This window comes from Thiohalorhabdus sp. (assembly GCF_046545655.1).
GTDB lineage: Bacteria > Pseudomonadota > Gammaproteobacteria > Thiohalorhabdales > Thiohalorhabdaceae > Thiohalorhabdus.
This window is the reverse complement of record NZ_JBKGZG010000001.1, coordinates 117,286-133,895: the sequence shown is the minus strand read 5'-3', so window position 1 is coordinate 133,895 and position 16,610 is coordinate 117,286. Positions and strand designations below refer to the sequence as shown.

The 16,610-nt window shown below is 71.5% G+C and carries 14 protein-coding genes; all 14 read left to right on the top strand.

The annotated features are described in order from the left end of the window. Positions 1–55: 55 nt before the first annotated feature. The 14 genes from ACLFRB_RS00680 to kdsA all read left to right on the top strand — a co-directional run bounded on the left by ACLFRB_RS00680 (position 56) and on the right by kdsA (position 16,415). On the top strand, positions 56–577 hold the full coding sequence (locus ACLFRB_RS00680; protein ID WP_411067061.1) for an OmpH family outer membrane protein: 522 nt from the start codon (positions 56–58) through the stop codon (positions 575–577). After that, positions 577–1,626, top strand: coding sequence for a UDP-3-O-(3-hydroxymyristoyl)glucosamine N-acyltransferase (gene lpxD, locus ACLFRB_RS00675; RefSeq protein WP_411067060.1), 1,050 nt, complete (start codon positions 577–579; stop codon positions 1,624–1,626). The genes ACLFRB_RS00680 and lpxD overlap by 1 nt, the downstream gene beginning before the upstream one ends. A 1-nt stretch (position 1,627) precedes the next feature. Continuing rightward, positions 1,628–2,080: a 3-hydroxyacyl-ACP dehydratase FabZ gene (fabZ, locus tag ACLFRB_RS00670; protein WP_411067059.1), complete on the top strand. Its 453-nt coding sequence runs from the start codon at positions 1,628–1,630 to the stop codon at positions 2,078–2,080. A gap of 4 nt (positions 2,081–2,084) precedes the next feature. Further along, on the top strand, positions 2,085–2,858 hold the full coding sequence (gene lpxA / locus ACLFRB_RS00665; RefSeq protein WP_411067058.1) for an acyl-ACP--UDP-N-acetylglucosamine O-acyltransferase: 774 nt from the start codon (positions 2,085–2,087) through the stop codon (positions 2,856–2,858). Then, on the top strand, positions 2,855–3,718 hold the full coding sequence (locus ACLFRB_RS00660) for an LpxI family protein (protein WP_411067057.1): 864 nt from the start codon (positions 2,855–2,857) through the stop codon (positions 3,716–3,718). The genes lpxA and ACLFRB_RS00660 overlap by 4 nt, the downstream gene beginning before the upstream one ends. After that, positions 3,715–4,710 (top strand): Gfo/Idh/MocA family protein, encoded by a 996-nt coding sequence (locus ACLFRB_RS00655; protein ID WP_411067056.1) that lies wholly within the window; start codon positions 3,715–3,717, stop codon positions 4,708–4,710. The genes ACLFRB_RS00660 and ACLFRB_RS00655 overlap by 4 nt, the downstream gene beginning before the upstream one ends. An 8-nt stretch (positions 4,711–4,718) precedes the next feature. After that, entirely contained in the window at positions 4,719–5,807 is a 1,089-nt protein-coding gene (locus tag ACLFRB_RS00650; RefSeq protein ID WP_411067086.1) for a DegT/DnrJ/EryC1/StrS family aminotransferase, read from the top strand. Positions 5,808–5,860: 53 nt separating this feature from the next. Continuing rightward, positions 5,861–7,003 (top strand): lipid-A-disaccharide synthase, encoded by a 1,143-nt coding sequence (lpxB, locus tag ACLFRB_RS00645; RefSeq protein ID WP_411067055.1) that lies wholly within the window; start codon positions 5,861–5,863, stop codon positions 7,001–7,003. A gap of 2 nt (positions 7,004–7,005) precedes the next feature. Next, positions 7,006–7,674 carry a ribonuclease HII gene (locus ACLFRB_RS00640; protein ID WP_411067054.1) on the top strand — a complete coding sequence of 223 codons (669 nt, stop codon included), beginning with the start codon at positions 7,006–7,008 and terminating at the stop codon, positions 7,672–7,674. Between the two features lie 93 nt (positions 7,675–7,767). Then, positions 7,768–11,277, top strand: a complete 3,510-nt coding sequence (gene dnaE / locus ACLFRB_RS00635; RefSeq protein WP_411067053.1) for a DNA polymerase III subunit alpha — start codon at positions 7,768–7,770, stop codon at positions 11,275–11,277. Between the two features lie 139 nt (positions 11,278–11,416). Next, positions 11,417–12,379, top strand: a complete 963-nt coding sequence (locus ACLFRB_RS00630) for an acetyl-CoA carboxylase carboxyltransferase subunit alpha (protein ID WP_411067052.1) — start codon at positions 11,417–11,419, stop codon at positions 12,377–12,379. A gap of 60 nt (positions 12,380–12,439) precedes the next feature. After that, positions 12,440–13,918 (top strand): tRNA lysidine(34) synthetase TilS, encoded by a 1,479-nt coding sequence (gene tilS / locus ACLFRB_RS00625; protein WP_411067051.1) that lies wholly within the window; start codon positions 12,440–12,442, stop codon positions 13,916–13,918. Beyond that, positions 13,915–15,594, top strand: a complete 1,680-nt coding sequence (locus ACLFRB_RS00620; RefSeq protein ID WP_411067050.1) for a CTP synthase — start codon at positions 13,915–13,917, stop codon at positions 15,592–15,594. The genes tilS and ACLFRB_RS00620 overlap by 4 nt, the downstream gene beginning before the upstream one ends. Then, positions 15,591–16,415, top strand: a complete 825-nt coding sequence (gene kdsA, locus ACLFRB_RS00615; protein WP_411067049.1) for a 3-deoxy-8-phosphooctulonate synthase — start codon at positions 15,591–15,593, stop codon at positions 16,413–16,415. Before ACLFRB_RS00620 ends, kdsA begins: the two co-directional genes overlap by 4 nt. The last annotated feature ends 195 nt before the right edge of the window (positions 16,416–16,610 follow it).

The following is a 16,610-nucleotide window of genomic DNA, read 5'->3' as shown; positions in this document are numbered from 1 at the left end:
GTTTCCGGGGTGCGCGAACCGGGGTTCGGGGGCGAAGGGAAAAGGGAGGTGAGGGATGCGGCAGATGCGGGAGACGGTCTGCGCGCTGGTCGTGGTGGGGCTCCTCTGGGGCGGGTCCGCCTTCGGACAGGAGAACAAGATCGGCTACGTTGACGTGCGGGAGGTGGTGGAAAGCTCCGGCCAGGCACAGGCCGCGCGCCAGGATCTGGAGGCTCAGGTGGAGGAGCGGGAAAGCGCCCTGGAGGAGGAGCGCGAGCAGGTGGAGACGCTCCGGAAAGAGGTGGAGAAGCAATCCAGCCTCATGAGCGAAGAGCAGCAGGAGGAGAAGCAGCGCGAGCTCCAGCGAGCCATGGAGGACTTCCGCCAGGCCCAGCAACAGGCCCAGGCCGACATCGAGACCCAACAGAGCAAGGTGCTGGAGGATCTCTACGACCGCGTCTCCCGGATCGTGAACCGCATCGGCGAGGAGGAGGGCTACGACCTCATCGCCACCGGGCCGTCGGCCATGTACGTGGCGGACCGGATCGACCTTACCGGCCGGGTGCTCCGGGAGCTGAACGCCGAGGACGGAGACTGATGGCGAAGGCACGACAGCCGATGCAGGCGCGGGAGCTGGCGGCGGCGCTGGGCCTGGAGGTGCGCGGGGAAGGGGACCGCTGGATCGCCGGGGCCGCGCCCCTGGAGGAGGCCGGCGCGGAGGACCTCTCCTTCCTCGCCAACCCCCGCTATCGCCAGCAGCTGGGGCGGACCGGGGCGGGGGCCGTGATCCTCGACCCGCAGGCCGCCGAGGGATTCCCCGGAACCGCCCTGGTGGCGGACAACCCCTACGCCGCTTGGGCCCGCGCCCTGGAGCTGCTCTTCCCGGAGCCCCGTCCGGAGCCGGGCATCCATCACACCGCCGTTCTCGGCGAGGGCGCCGAGGTGGCGGAGGACGCCCGGCTGGAGGCCCGGGTGGTGGTGGGCGCCGGGGCCCGCATCGAGTCGGGGGCCTGGATCGAGGCGGGCACCGTGGTGGGCGACCACTGCGTCGTCGGCGCGGGCAGCCGCCTCGGTCCCAACGCCACCCTGTACGCCGGCACCGAGCTGGGCCGGCGTGTGCGCCTGCACGCGGGGGTGGTCCTGGGGGCGGACGGCTTCGGCCTGGCCCCGGAGGGGCGCGCCTACCGCAAGATCCCCCAGGTGGGCCGGGTGGTGATCGAGGACGACGTGGAGATCGGCGCCAACACCTGCATCGACCGCGCGGCCCTGGAGGAGACCCGCGTGGGTCGGGGCACCAAGATCGATAACCTGGTGCAGATCGGGCACAACTGCCGAATCGGGGCGCATTGCGTCATCTCGGGGCTGGCGGGGCTCGCGGGGAGCGCCGAGCTGGGGGAGCATTGCACTGTGGCCGCCCAGGCCGGGATTGCCGGGCACCTACATGTGGCTCCCGAGACCACCATCGGCGCCAAGGCCGGAGTTATCAGCAGCATCGACAAGCCCGGCGTCTACGCCGGCTTCCCGCATCAACCGCACAATGACTGGCGGCGAGAGCAAGCCTCGCTGCGACAGCTGAGTTCCTTGCGGGAGCGGCTAAGGGCCCTGGAGCGCGCGGATAAGCGAAACCCTGAAGAAGGAGATTCCTAAAGTGGAGGCGAGATCGGACGACCTGGGGATCGAGGGGATCCTGCAGCACCTGCCCCACCGCTACCCCTTTCTGCTGGTGGACCGGATCCTGGAGTGGGAGCCGGGCGACCGGATGAGGGCCATCAAGAACGTCACCTTCAACGAGCCGTTCTTCGAGGGCCATTTCCCGGATTTCCCGATCATGCCCGGCGTGCTCATCGTCGAGGCCCTGGTCCAGGTGGGCGGCCTGCTGGCCTACAAGTCCGAGCCCGAGGCCACCCAGGAAAAGCACGTCTACTTCATGGGGATCGACAAGGCGCGCTTCCGCAAGCCCGTGGTGCCGGGGGACCAACTGCGGATGGAGGTGGCCGTGACCAAGCACCGGGGGAAGGTCTGGCAGTTCGACGCCGCGGCCTACGTGGACGACGAGCGGGCTGCCGACGCCCAGCTCATGGCGACCATCACGGCGGATTGAGAGCATGATTCACGAAACGGCATGGGTGGATCCCGACGCGGATCTGGCCCCGGACGTGGAGGTGGGCCCTTTCTCCGTCATCGGCCCGAACGTATCCATCGGCGCGGGGGCCTGGATCGGTCCCCATGTGGTCATCCAGGGCAACACCCGGATCGCCCCCGGCGTGCAGATCTTCCAGTTCGCCTCCGTGGGCGCCCCGCCCCAGGACAAAAAGTACGGCGGCGGCGAAACCTTTCTGGAGGTCGGAGCGAACACCATCATCCGCGAGTCCGCTACCCTCCATCTCGGCACGGAGGAGGGGGGCGGCGTGACCCGCGTGGGCGCCGACGTCCTGGTGATGGCCTACGTGCACGTGGCCCACGACTGCCAGGTGGGGGACCACGTGGTGCTGTCCAACGCCGTCACCCTCGCGGGCCACGTCACCGTGGGCGAGCACGCCATCATCGGCGGCATGACGGCGGTTCACCAGTTCTGCCACATCGGTCCCTACGCCTTCGTCGGCGGGGCGTCGGCGGTGTCCATGGACGTCCCGCCCTTCGCCTCGGTGGCCGGCAACCGCGCCCGCCTGTACGGGCCCAACACTGTGGGACTGGACCGGGCCGGTTTCTCCAAGGAGACGGTGGAGGGCCTCAAACGGGCCTTCAAGGCCCTGTTCCACAAGCGCCGGCCCCGGGAGCAGGCCCTGGCGGAGCTGGAGGCAACGGCCGACGCCGAGATCGCCGAGGTGCGGCAGGTCATGGACTTCCTGCGCCAGTCCGAGCGGGGGGTGGTGCGGTGACCGGCGGGGCGGGCGCCCCGGTGATCGGCCTCATCGCCGGCTACGGGCGCTTCCCCCTCCTCTACGCCGACAGCCTGCGGGATCAGGGATACCGCGTGTTCTGCGCGGCGATCCGGGAGGAGAGCGACCCGGGCATCGGCGCCCACGTGGACGAGCTGACGTGGCTGCGCCTCGGCCAGCTGGGCAAGCTCATCGAGGCCTTCCGCAAGGCGGGCGTGGAAGAAGCCGTCATGGCCGGCAAGGTCCACAAGACCCGGATCTACAAGCTCCGTCCTGACCTGCGCGCGGTCAAGCTCATGGCCCGGGCCCCGGACTTCAAGGACGACACCCTGCTGGGGGCCGTGGCGGGCGAGCTGGACCGCGCCGGGATCCACCTGGTCTCCTCCATCGAGCACGCCGGCGATCTCCTCCCGGGCCCCGGGCTCCTGACCCGTCGCGCGCCCGACCAGACCGAGCAGGGGGACATCGCCTTCGGCTGGGACCTGGCCAAGAGCATCGCGGGCCAGGACATCGGCCAGAGCGTGGTGATCAAGAAGCGCTCCGTCATGGCCGTGGAGGCCATCGAGGGCACCGACGAGGCCATCCGCCGCGGCGGGGCCCTGGGCGGTGGCGGGGTCACGGTGGTGAAGGTGGCCAAGCCGGGGCAGGACGTCCGCTTCGACGTGCCCACCGTGGGCGTGGACACCGTGGAGGTGATGGTCGAGGCGGGGGCCACCTGCCTGGCCCTGGAGGCGGGGATGACCCTGGTGCTGGACCGGGCGGAGATGGTGGCCGCCGCCGACGCGGCGGGCATCAGCATCGTACTTGAGGATCCGCTGGCGCACGCCGGCGGCGGGGAAGGGAGCCGCATACCGTCATGAGTGAGCCGTTGCGAGCGGGGGTGGTCGGGGTCGGCAGCCTGGGCCGCTACCACGCCCAGAAATACGCCGCGCACCCGCGGGCCGACCTGGTGGGCCTGATCGATGCCGACGCCGGGCGGGCCGCGGAGGTGGCCGAGGAGACGGGATGCCGGGTCTTCGAGGGCCTGGACGCCCTGCTGGCGGAAGTGGACGTGGTCACCGTCGCAGCCCCCACCGAGGTCCACCGGGAGATCGGCGTGGCCGCCCTGGACGCCGGGGTCAACGTGCTGATGGAGAAGCCCCTCGCCGCGACCCTGGAGGAGGCCGACGCCCTCATCGACGCGGCGGACCGGGCCGGCAAGGTCCTCCAGGCCGGCCACCTGCTGCGCTTCCACCCCGGGGTGCGGCGCATCGGGGAGCAGGGCTGGGACCGCCAGCCGCCCCGCTACGTGGAGGCCAACCGCCTCAACTCCTTCCAGCCGCGTTCCCTGGACATCGACGTGATCCTGGACCTCATGGTCCACGACCTGGATCTGATCCTCCACTGGGTGCAATCGCCGGTGGCGGAGGTGCGCGCCATCGGCATCCCGGTGGTTACTGACAAGGTGGACATGGCCAACGCGCGCATCGCCTTCGCCAACGGCGCGGTGGCCAACGTCACCGCCTCCCGGGTGGCGCGCAAGCAGGTCCGCGAAGTGCGCATGTTCCAGCCTCATCGCTACGTGTCCCTGGATTTCGTCGAGGGGGCCATGGGGATCTACGAGCTGGACGAAGGGGCGGCCGAGGGGCCGGTTCCCGGCGCACGCGGCGACCAGGAGACCCTGGAGAGCGCCGACCTGCTCGCCGAGGAGGTGGACATCTTCCTGGCCGCCTGCCGCGGCGAGCCCACCATCGGCGTCTCCGGCATCGAGGGCCGGGAGGCCCTGGACCTGGGGCTGCGGGTGCGCGCCGCCATCGACGAGCACTTCCAGCAATACGGCATTCCCGCCGACCTCGAGGAGGCCCGGTTGTGAGCATCCCCATGGTCGACCTGAAGGGGCAGATGGCCGCCCTCATGGAGGAGGTGGAGCCCGAGGTCCGCGCGGTCCTGGAGACGGGTCAGTTCATCATGGGCCCGCGCGGCAAGGCCTTCGAGGAAGAGGCCGCCGGGTTCCTCGGGGTCAAGCGGGCCGTGGGGGTGGCCTCGGGAACGGACGCCCTCCATCTGGCCCTGCTTGCTGCCGGGGTGGGTCCGGGCGACGAGGTGATCACCACCCCCTTCACCTTCGCCGCCACCGCCGAGGCCATCCTCTACGTGGGGGCGCGGCCGGTGTTCGCCGATGTGGATCCGGAGAGCTACAACCTCGACCCGGAGGCGGTGGCGGCGGCGGTGACCCCGCGCACCCGGGCCCTGCTGCCCGTGCACCTGTTCGGCCAGCCCGTGGACATGGAGGCCCTGGGCGCCGTGGCCGAGGAGCACGGCCTCACCATCGTCGAGGACTGCGCCCAGAGCTTCGGCGCGGCCCGCGGCGGGCGCACCACGGGGGGGTGGGGCCTGGCGGGCGCCTTCAGCTTCTTCCCCAGCAAGAACCTGGGCGGCGCGGGCGACGGCGGCCTGATCACCACCAACGACGAGCAGGTGGCCGACCGCCTCCTGCGCCTGCGCAACCACGGCTCCAGCCGCCCCTACTACCACGACGAGCTGGGCTTCAACAGCCGCCTCGACGAGCTGCAGGCGGTGGTGCTGCGCGCCAAGCTCAAGCGCATCCGCGCCTACAACGAGGGGCGGCGGCGGGTGGCCATGGCCTACCGGCGCCACCTGGCCAATGCCCCGGTGACCCTGCCGGCGGAGGTGGAGGAGGGCGCCCACGTCTACCACCAGTTCGTGCTCCAGGCGGCGAACCGCGACGAGATCAAAGCGGCCCTGCAGGCCGCGGATATCGCCTCGGCGGTCTACTACGCCGTGCCGCTCCACCGCCAGCCGGCCTTCGCCGAGGCCGCCGGCGGGGCCTCCTGCCCGGTGGCCGAGGATCTGGCCGAGCGGGTGCTGGCCCTGCCCATGTTCCCCGAGCTGGCCAAGGAGGACGTGGAGCGCATCGCCGCCGTGGTGGCGGAGACCGCCCGGCCGTGAGCGGGGTCTCCGCGCCGATGGCGGGCCGGGCAGGGCGTCGCCCCGGGTCCGGAATGGGCGGGCGCCGGGTCCTGGTGGTGGCCGGGGAGGCCTCCGGGGACCGCATCGCCGCCGGCCTGATCCGCGAGGTGCGGGTCCGGGAGCCCGAGGTGCGCTTCGAGGGCGTGGCGGGTCCCGCCATGGAGGCCGCGGGCTGCCGGCCCCTGTACCCCTCGGACCGGCTGGCGGTGGTGGGGCTGACGGAGGTGCTGCGTCATTTCGGCGACATCCGCCAGGTGTTCAAGGGTCTGAAGGCGCGCCTCCGCGAGGCGCCGCCCGAACTGTTGGTGTGCGTGGACGCCCCCGACTTCAACCTGCGCCTGGCCAAGGTCGCCCGCAAGCTGGGCATCCCGGTGGTCTACTACGTGAGCCCCCAGGTCTGGGCCTGGCGGCGCGGCCGGGTCCACAAGATCGGCCGCCTCGTGGACCACATGATGGTCATCTTCCCCTTCGAGACCGAGCTCTACGAGGAGGCCGGCGTGCCCGTCACCTACGTGGGCAACCCCCTCATCGAGCGCATACCCGCGGTGCCGGAGCAGGCGGAGGCCCGGGCGGCCCTCGGCGTGCCCGGGGAGGCCCCGGTGGTGGCCCTGCTCCCCGGCAGCCGCCGCTCCGAGGTGCTGCGCATGGGGCCGGTCCTGCTGCGGGCGGCCGAGCTTCTGGGGGAGCGCTTCCCCGATGCCCACTTCGTGCTGCCGGTGGCCGGACCAGCGGTGGGCGAGGTGCTCGACGAGCTGCTCACGGAGTACCGTCCGCCCAACTTCCACCGCGTGACGGACAGCCTGTCCGCGGCGGCGGCCGCCGACTGCGCGGCGGTGACCTCGGGCACGGCCACCCTGGAGACGGCGGTGGTGGGTACCCCCCTGGTGGTGCTCTACAAGCTGTCGCCGGTGACCTTCTGGCTGGCCCAGCGCCTGATCAAAGTGCCCCACATCGGCATGGTCAACCTGGTGGCCGGGCGGGAGGTGGCCCCCGAGCTGATCCAGGACGACGCCGAACCGGAGCGCGTGGCCGAGGAGCTGGGCCGCTACCTGGCGGACCCCGAGGCCCGCGAGCGGGCGCGCCGGGACCTGGCCGGGGTGCGGGCCACGCTGGGCGAGAACCCCTCCGCCCGGGCCGCCGAGGTGGTCCTCGGCCACATCCGGCAGGAGGGGTAGGGGTGTCCGCGCCGGAGCCTCGCGCCCAGCTGGGGATGCCCCTGGAGGAGCCGGACGGGCCCTGCCGCCGGGTCCTGGTGGCCCCGCATGGCGCTCGCCTGCCCGCGGAGCCCGCGGTGGGGGTGGACGAGGCGGGGCGGGGCCCCCTGGCGGGCCCGGTGGTGGCCGCGGCGGTGGTCCTGGCCGAGCCCAACCCGGTGCCGGGTCTCACCGACTCCAAGAAGCTGTCGGCCAAGCGGCGGGAGGCGCTCCACGACGCCCTGCTGGAGGGGGCGGCCGCTGCTGGGCTGGGCTGGGCGGAGCCCGCCGAGATCGACGCGGTGAACATCCTGCAGGCCACCCACCGGGCCATGGAGCGGGCGGTGGCCGCCCTCCGCCTGCCGGGGTGCCGGGTACGCATCGACGGCAACAGCCGCCCTGCGGGGCTGCCGGACGCGGCGTGCCTCGTCGGCGGCGACCTTAGCGACCCGGCCATCTCCGCCGCCTCCATCCTCGCCAAGGTCACGCGGGACCGCTGGATGGCCGAGCACGACGCGCGCTATCCGGGCTACGGCTTCGCCGCCCACAAGGGGTACGGCACCGCGGCCCACCGGGAGGCCCTGGAGCGCCTGGGGCCCTCGCCCATCCATCGGCGTTCCTTTAAAGTAGTGAGCCGGAACGCGCGGGAGTGAGCCGGGGCGGGCGACGCCGCCCGGCCCGGAGAGCCGCGCTCCGCCTACATGGGCGACCCCTACCATCCACGTCGCGAGCGGGTGCCACGACCCATGACCACACCTCCTTTCGTCCACCTCCACGTCCATTCGGAGCTCTCCCTGGTGGACGGCACCCTGCGGGTGCCCGAGCTCATCGAGCGCGCCAAGGGCATGGGTATGCCGGCCGTGGCGCTCACCGACCACGGCAACCTGTTCGCCCTGGTGCGCTTCTACACCAAGGCCCTGGCGGCGGGCATCAAGCCCATCATCGGCTCGGAGGTGTGGGTGGAGGCCGAGGGCAAGTCGCCGCTTTCCCACCTTGTCCTGCTCGCCCGCGACCGCACCGGCTATGACAACCTGGTGCAGCTGTCCTCCAAGGGCTACCTGGAAGGCCAGGTACGCGGCCAGCCCCGGGTCCGCCACGACTGGCTCCGGGAGCACGGCGACGGCCTGATCGCCCTGTCCGCCAACCTGGAGGGGGAGGTGGGCTACTGGCTGGGGCGGGGCAACATGGAGGCCGCCGAGGCCGCCGCCGCCTACTACGCGGAGCTCTTCCCCGCCGGCTTCTACCTGGAGCTGCAGCGCACCGGCCGCAGCGGGCAGGAGGCGGTGAACCAGGGCAGCCTGGAGCTGGCCCGGCGCCTGCAGCTCCCCGTGGTGGCCACCAACAACGTGCACTTCGCCGAGGCCGGGGAGGCCGAGGCCCACGAGGTGCGGGTGGCCATCGCCGAGGGCACCACGCTGGAGCGGCGGGGCGAGGAACGCCGCCACACCGAGCAGAACCACCTGCGCAGCGGCGACGACATGGCGAACCTGTTCGAGGACGTCCCGGAGGCGGTGGCCAACGCCGGCCACATCGCCGCGCGCTGCAACGTGGAGCTGTCCTTCGGCACTCCCTACCTGCCCGACTACCAGCCCCCGGATGGCAGCAGCATCGAGGAGTTCTTCCCCGAGGCGGCGCGGGCCGGCCTGGAGGAGCGCTTCCCCCAGATCCTCGCCCGGGTGCCCGGGGAGCGCCGGGCCGAGGTGCGCGAGGAGTACCGGCAGCGCCTAGAGCGGGAGATCGGCATCATCGACCAGATGGGCTTCCCCGCCTACTTCCTGATCGTGGCCGACTTCATCCAGTGGGCCAAGGACAACGGCGTGCCGGTGGGCCCGGGGCGCGGCTCCGGCGCCGGCTCGCTGGTGGCCTTCGCCCTCAAGATCACCGACATCGACCCCATCCGCTACGGCCTGCTGTTCGAGCGCTTTCTGAACCCGGAGCGGGTCTCCATGCCCGACTTCGACGTGGACTTCTGCATGGAGAAGCGCGACCGGGTCATCGACTACGTGGCGGAGAAGTACGGCCGCGACAAGGTGGCGCAGATCATCACCTTCGGCGCCATGAAGGCCAAGGCCGTGGTGCGCGATGTGGGCCGGGTGCTCGGCCACCCCTACGGCTACGTGGACAAGATCGCCAAGCTGGTGCCCGGGGACCTGGGCATCACCCTCAGCCAGGCCCTGGAGCAGGAGGAGGACCTCCGCGAGCGCTACGACAACGAGGAGGACGTGGCCACCCTCATTGACCTGGGCCGCCGGCTGGAGGGGCTGGCGCGCAACGCCGGCACCCACGCCGGGGGCGTGCTGATCTCGCCGTCGCCCCTCACCGACTTCGTGCCGCTGTTCAAGGAAGCCGACGGCGACACGGTGACCTCCCAGTTCGACAAGGACGACGTGGAGGAGGCGGGCCTGGTGAAGTTCGACTTCCTGGGCCTGCGCACCCTGACGGTGATCGACAAGGCGGTGACGCTGGCCAACCGCAGCCGCGCCAACCGCGGTGAGGCGCCGCTCGACATGGACGCAATCCCCATGGACGACGCGGACACCTTCCGCCTCCTGCAGCGCTGCGAGACCACCGCCGTGTTCCAGCTGGAGTCCTCCGGCATGAAGGAGCTCATCCAGCGCCTGCAGCCGTCGCGGTTCGAGGACCTCATCGCCCTGGTGGCCCTGTACCGGCCGGGCCCGCTGGAGTCGGGCATGGTGGACGACTACGTGGAGCGCCGCCACGGCCGCGACCGCGACTGGGACTACCCGCTGCCGCAGCTGGAGCCGATCCTGAAGGAGACCTACGGCGTCATCCTGTACCAGGAGCAGGTGATGCAGATCGCCCAGGTGCTCGGCAACTACAGCCTGGGCGCCGCGGACCTGCTGCGCCGCGCCATGGGCAAGAAGAAGCCCGAGGAGATGGCCAAGCAGCGCGAGATCTTCCTGGCCGGGGCGCGCGAGAACGGCATCGACGAGGGCAAGGCCACCTACATCTTCGACCTGATGGAGAAGTTCGCCGGCTACGGCTTCAACAAGTCGCACTCGGCCGCCTACGCGCTGCTCTCCTACCGCACCGCCTACCTCAAGGCCCATTACCCCGCCGAGCTCATGGCGGCGGTGCTGTCCTCGGACATGAACAACACCGACAAGGTGGTGAACTTCATCGGGGACTGCCGGCAGATGGGGATCGAGGTGCTGCCCCCGGACATCAACGCCTCGGACCTGGAGTTCACCGTGGAGGACCCCGACAGCCAGGCCGCGGACGGGGCCCGTGCCGCCCGGGGCTACGTGCGCTACGGGCTGGGTGCCATCAAGGGGGCGGGGGAGGCCGCCCTGGAGGCCATCCTGGATGAGCGAGAGCGAGGCGGCCCCTTCAGCGACCTGTTCGAGCTTGCCAGCCGGGTGGACCTGCGCAAGGCCAACAAGCGGGTGGCGGAGGCGCTCATCCGCTCCGGGGCCATGGACTGCCTGGCGCCCACCCGGGCGGCCCTCCTGGAGGTGCTCGACGACGCCTTCGAGGAGGGGGTGCGGGTGCAGCAGGACATGGCCGTGGGCCAGGACAGCCTGTTCGGCGAAGCGGAGCCGGCCAGCATCGGCGCGTACCCGGCCGTGGCCGAGCTCTCCAGCGCCGACCGGCTGCGCGGCGAGAAGTCCACCCTCGGCCTCTACCTCTCCGGGCATCCCCTGGACGACCGCATGGAGGAGCTCGCCGAGATCACCCAGGGGCGCATCCGCGACCTCGCCCCCGCCGAGGGGGAGAATGTGGTGATCGCCGGGCTGGTGGCCTCCCTCAAGGAGATCAACAACCGCCGCGGCGAGCGCATGGCCTTCGTGAACCTGGAGGACCCGTCCGGGCGCGCCGAGGTGGTGGTCTTCGCCGAGGCCTACGGCGCGATCCGGGACTGGCTGCGCGGCGACGAGCCCTTAGCGGTGGTGGAGGGCCGCGCCGCCCCGGACGAGCAGGCCGGCGGCTACAAGGTTACCGCGGAGCGGGTCATGACCCTGGAGGAGGCCCGCATCGAGCGGGTCCGCCATCTGGCCATCCACCTTTCGGCGGAGGTGGGCACCGAGGAGGTGCGCCGGCTAGGGAGCCTGCTGACGGACCATCCCGGCGGCTGCCCGGTGACCATCGAATACCGCATCCCCGGACAGGCCCGGGCGCGGCTGCGCATGCCGGAGACGGTGCGGCCGGAGCCGGCCCTGCTGGAATCCCTCGCCCGGCTGGTGGGGGAGGGCGGGCTGGACTTGCGCTACGGGGCCGAGGAGGCCCCCGGCTGAGGCGTGGAACTCCCGGAGGTTTTTCATTCCCCCGCCGGCCCGGTTATAATCCGACGGTTTATGCGGCCTCTCGCGGGCAAAAAGGGGGAGGGTCCGCCCAACGGGCCCCAAAAGGGTTGGCAAACGAGGACGCCTGGGCATGAATAACCGTTTTCTCGATTTCGAGCAGCCGATCGCGGAGCTGGAAGCCAAGATCGAGGAGCTGCGCTACGTCACCGATGAGCCGGACCTCAACATCGGTGAGGAAATCGAGCGCCTGGAGCGCAAGAACCTGCGCCAGACGGAGAAGATCTACGGCAGCCTCACGCCCTGGCAGGTCTCCCAGGTGGCCCGGCATCCGCTGCGGCCCTACACCAAGGACTACCTGAACCGCATGTTCGAGGGCTTCCGGGAGCTCCACGGCGACCGGGCCTTCGGCGACGACCCGGCCATCGTCGGCGGCATCGCCCGTCTGGAGGGGCGTTCGGTGATGGTGATCGGCCACCAGAAGGGCCGGGACACCAAGGAGAAGATCCGGCGCAACTTCGGCATGCCCCGTCCGGAGGGCTACCGCAAGGCCCTGCGCCTGATGAAGCTCGCCGAGAAGTTCCGCCTGCCCGTGCTCACCTTCATCGACACCCCCGGGGCCTACCCGGGCGTGGGCGCCGAGGAGCGCGGTCAGAGCGAGGCCATCGCCCGCAACCTGCGCGAGATGGCCCGCCTGCGCACCCCCATCATCGCCACCGTCATCGGCGAGGGGGGCAGTGGCGGCGCCCTGGGGATCGGGGTGGGCGATCAGGTGCTCATGCTGCAGTATTCCACCTACTCGGTGATCAGCCCCGAGGGCTGCGCCTCCATCCTGTGGAAGGACAGCGGCCGGGCGGAGGAGTCCGCGGAGGCCATGGGCATCACCGCCGAGCGCGTGCACAAGGCCGGGCTGGTGGATGATGTGGTGGAGGAGCCCCTGGGCGGCGCCCACCGCGATCCCGAGGCCATGGCCGAGCGTCTGAGCGGCATCCTCGCCGGGCACGCCGAGCGGCTGCTGGCGCTGCCGGTGGAGGAGCTGCTCGCGGAGCGCTACCGGCGGCTCATGGAGTACGGCTCCTTCGACGAGGAAGGCTGAGCGCCCTCCGGCCTGCCGGCCCCGGCCGCCGCGGTCCGACGTCATGGGCGGGGGTTAGCCATGCTGCCGAAGCATCCCCTGCGGGACCGGTTCCTGACCCGCCTGGATGCCCATCTGCGCCGAGACCTGGCGGTCCCGGAGGGGGCCTCCCTGCGCGTGGCCTTCAGCGGCGGCACCGACTCTACCGCCCTCCTCGCCGCCGTGGCGGCGCTGGCCCCCGTGCGGGGCTATCGGGTTGCCGCGGTGCACGTCCACCACGGGATGGCCGCGGACGCCGATGCGTGGGCCGCCACCTGCGCCGCCACTTGTGAGCGGCTGGGGATCCCCCTGGAGCAGCGCCGCTGGGAAGGCGCAGTTTCTCCCGGGGAGAGCCCGGAGGCCGCGGCCCGGGCCGGGCGCTACGCCCTGTTCGAGGACGCCCTGGCGCCGGGGGAGTGGCTACTCACCGCCCACCAAGCCGACGACCAGGCGGAGACGGTCCTGCTGTTCCTGGCCCGGGGCGCGGGTCTGGACGGCCTGGCGGGGATCCAGCGCAAGCGCCCCTTTGGTTCCGGCTGGCTGGCTCGCCCCCTGCTCCCCTTCACCCGGATCGAGCTGGAGGGGTTCGTCGCGGGCCTCGGTCTATCCATCGTGGCGGACCCCACCAACCGGGACCCGCGCCTGGCCCGCGCCCGGGTCCGTCACCGGCTCCTGCCCTGCCTCGAGGAGGTCATGGGCGCCGGCGTCGCGGGGGCCGTGACCCGATCCGCGGACCTGCTCCAGGACGCCCGGGCCGTGGTGGAGGAAGCGGTCGCGGAGCACCTGGGCCGCGTGCGCCCGGATCCGGACCGCCCGGCGGAGCTGCAGGCGCCCGCCCTGGCGGACCTGGGGCCGCCCCTGGCCCGTCACGTGCTGCGGGCCGCCCTGCGCGAGGCGGCCCTGCCCCTGCCCGAGCGTGCCGTGCTGGAGCAGGTGCGCGATCTGGCCGCGGCGGACCGGGCCGCCGGGTCGGTTGCCTGGGACGGCGGCGCGGCCCACCGTTCCGGCACGCGCCTGCTGCTGACCGCCGAGCCCGGGCCCCAGGAGGCGGCTACGCCGGACGCCTGGGCGCCGGCGGAAGGGCCCCTGCGGTGGACCCCCCTGGGGCTCACTCTGTGGGCCGAGCAGGAAACGGCGCAGCCCCCCTGGCCGGCCCCGGAGGAGGCGCAGGTTTTGGATGCCGAGGCGGCCGGTCCGGTATTCGGGGTGCGTACCCCGCGGCCCGGGGACCGGATCCGACCCGCGGGCGGGGGCACGGAGCGCCCCCTGGGCGAGCTGCTGCGGGGGGCGGGGATCCCCGTGGGATGGCGGGAGCGGGTTCCCTTGTTGACCGATGGGGCCGGGCGCATCCTGGCCGTGGTCGGTGTGGCCACCGCCGCGGCGGGGGCCGCCCGGCCCGGGCGCCCCGCCTGGCGAATCCGGCTTGACGGGTGGAAGAGGCCCTGGCCGGGGACCGCCTCCGGCACACCGGAGGCGGGGGACCCGGGGAGCGGTACACGCGAGCAACGGGAAGGCGAATGAGCGAGAGCATGGCGCCGCAGGCGGACAGCCGCCACACCAAATTCATCTTCATCACCGGGGGCGTGGTGTCCTCCCTGGGCAAGGGCATCGCCTCCGCCTCCCTGGGCGCCCTTCTGGAGGCCCGGGGGCTGAAGGTCACTTTCCAGAAGCTGGACCCCTACATCAACGTGGACCCCGGGACCATGAGCCCCTTCCAGCACGGCGAGGTGTTCGTCACCGCCGACGGGGCGGAGACCGACCTGGACCTGGGCCACTACGAGCGCTTCTCCCACACGCGCATGTCCGCCCGCAACAACTTCACCACCGGCCAGATCTACGAGTCGGTGATCAAGAAGGAAAGGCGGGGGGACTACCTGGGCGGCACCGTGCAGGTGATCCCGCACGTCACCGACGAGATCAAGGACTGCATCCTGGCCGTGGGCGACGGCGCCGACGTGGCACTGATCGAGATCGGCGGCACGGTGGGCGACATCGAGTCCCTGCCGTTCATGGAGGCGATCCGCCAGCTGGGGGTGGAGCTGGGGCCGAGCAATTGCCTGTACGTGCATCTTACCCTGGTGCCCTTCATCCCCTCCGCCGGCGAGATGAAGACCAAGCCCACCCAGCACTCGGTGAAGGAGCTGCGCGAGATCGGCATCCAGCCGGACGTGCTGCTGTGCCGGGCGGACCGCGAGATCCCCGCCGACCAGCGCCGCAAGATGGGGCTGTTCTGCAACGTCCCCGAGCGGGCGGTGGTCACCGCGCTGGACGTGGACACCATCTATAAGGTGCCGCTGGTCTACCACGAGCAGGAGCTCGACAGCATCGTCCTGGAGAAGCTCGGCATGGAGGCCGAGGCGCCCGACCTGGGGCCCTGGGAGCGGATCGTCGACGCCCTGGAGAACCCCGAGGCCGAGGCCGAGGTGGCCATGGTGGGCAAGTACGTAGACCTCACCGAGTCCTACAAGTCCCTGAACGAGGCCCTCACCCACGCGGGCATCGGCCACCGGGCCCGCGTCCGGGTGCGCTACGTGGACGCCGAGGCCATCGAGAGCGACGGCGCCGCGGCCCATCTGGAGGGGGTGGATGCGGTGCTGGTGCCGGGGGGGTTCGGCGAGCGCGGCAGCGAGGGCAAGATCGCCGCCATCGCCTACGCCCGCACCCGGCAGGTGCCGTACCTCGGCATCTGCCTGGGCATGCAGCTGGCGGTGGTGGAGTACGCCCGCAATGTGGCGGGCCTGGAAGGCGCCGGGAGCACCGAGTTCGACCGCGAGGTTACCCACCCCGTCATCGCCCTGCTCACGGAGTGGATCACCGAGGACGGCCACATCGTCACCCGCGAGGCGGAGGGCGACATGGGCGGCACCATGCGCCTGGGCGAGTACCCTTGCATCCTCGAGGAGGGGTCCACGGTGCGTGCCGCCTACGGCGAGGAGGAGGTGGTGGAGCGCCATCGGCACCGCTACGAGTTCAACAACCAGTACTTCCACCTGCTCCATGACGCCGGCTTGCAGTTCACCGGGAGCACCGTGGACGGCACCCTCAAGGAGGTGGTGGAGGTGCCGGACCACCCCTGGTTCGTGGGCTGCCAGTTCCACCCCGAATTCACCTCGCGGCCCATGGAGGGCCACCCGTTGTTCTCGGCCTTCCTGGGCGCCGCGCTGGCGTACCGGCAACGCCAGGAGGAGACGGCGTGAAGGAGCTGTGCGGCTATCCCATCGGCGGCGACCGGCCCTTCTTCCTGATCGCCGGGCCCTGCGCCATCGAGGGCCGGGGCCACGCTCTGGAGACGGCGTCCCGGCTGCGCGAGATCTGCGAGCGGCTGGGCATCCCGCTCATCTACAAGTCCAGCTTCGACAAGGCCAACCGCAGCTCCACCAAGTCCTTCCGCGGCGTGGGCATGGCCGAGGGGCTGGAGATCCTTGCGGCGGTGCGCGAGGAGGTGGGCCTCCCCGTCCTCACCGACGTCCACACCCCGGACCAGGCCGAGCCGGTGGCGGAGGTGGTGGATGTCCTGCAGACGCCCGCCTTCCTGTGCCGGCAGACCGACTTCATCCAGGCGGTGGCGGCCACCGGCAAGCCGGTGAACATCAAGAAGGGCCAGTTCCTGGCTCCCTGGGACATGGGCAACGTGGTGGACAAGGCCCGCGAGGCGGGCAACGAGGACATCATGGTCTGCGAGCGGGGGGTGAGCTTCGGCTACAACAACCTGGTCTCGGACATGCGCGCCCTGGCGGTGATGCGCGAGACCGGGGCGCCGGTGGTGTTCGACGCCACTCATTCGGTACAGCTCCCCGGCGGACAGGGCGGGGCCTCGGGTGGACAGCGGGAGTTCGTGCCCGTCCTAGCCTCCGCCGCCGCTGGCGTGGGGGTGGACGGGCTGTTTATGGAGACCCACGAGGATCCCGACGCCGCGCCGAGCGATGGCCCCAACATGTGGCCCCTGGACCGGCTGGAGGCCCTCCTGGGCCGCCTGCTGGCCATCCACAACGCGGCGCGGTCGGTGCCGAATCCCTGAGCCCGAATACAGAAAATACGAAACGGCCAAGAAGCCAAGGCGCCAAGAGAACGGCAAAAAACATCTGGTTTTTCATCGGGGGCTGGGCGCGTCATTGCCGATCGGCCTGTTTTGGGCCCTGGAATACCGCCCTGCAACATTTTGGTTTTTTTGCCGTCCTTGGCTTCTTGGCGCCTTGGCGTTTTTTTCCGTCGT

What these genes read in the sequence shown, in the direction of transcription:
- ACLFRB_RS00680 (WP_411067061.1), top strand. Translation starts at nt 56, where the DNA reads ATGCGGCAGATGCGGGAGACGGTCTGCGCGCTGGTCGTGGTGGGGCTC.
- lpxD (WP_411067060.1), top strand. Translation starts at nt 577, where the DNA reads ATGGCGAAGGCACGACAGCCGATGCAGGCGCGGGAGCTGGCGGCGGCG.
- lpxA (WP_411067058.1), top strand. Translation starts at nt 2,085, where the DNA reads ATGATTCACGAAACGGCATGGGTGGATCCCGACGCGGATCTGGCCCCG.
- ACLFRB_RS00655 (WP_411067056.1), top strand. Translation starts at nt 3,715, where the DNA reads ATGAGTGAGCCGTTGCGAGCGGGGGTGGTCGGGGTCGGCAGCCTGGGC.
- ACLFRB_RS00650 (WP_411067086.1), top strand. Translation starts at nt 4,719, where the DNA reads ATGGTCGACCTGAAGGGGCAGATGGCCGCCCTCATGGAGGAGGTGGAG.
- lpxB (WP_411067055.1), top strand. Translation starts at nt 5,861, where the DNA reads ATGGGCGGGCGCCGGGTCCTGGTGGTGGCCGGGGAGGCCTCCGGGGAC.
- dnaE (WP_411067053.1), top strand. Translation starts at nt 7,768, where the DNA reads ATGACCACACCTCCTTTCGTCCACCTCCACGTCCATTCGGAGCTCTCC.
- ACLFRB_RS00630 (WP_411067052.1), top strand. Translation starts at nt 11,417, where the DNA reads ATGAATAACCGTTTTCTCGATTTCGAGCAGCCGATCGCGGAGCTGGAA.
- tilS (WP_411067051.1), top strand. Translation starts at nt 12,440, where the DNA reads ATGCTGCCGAAGCATCCCCTGCGGGACCGGTTCCTGACCCGCCTGGAT.
- ACLFRB_RS00620 (WP_411067050.1), top strand. Translation starts at nt 13,915, where the DNA reads ATGAGCGAGAGCATGGCGCCGCAGGCGGACAGCCGCCACACCAAATTC.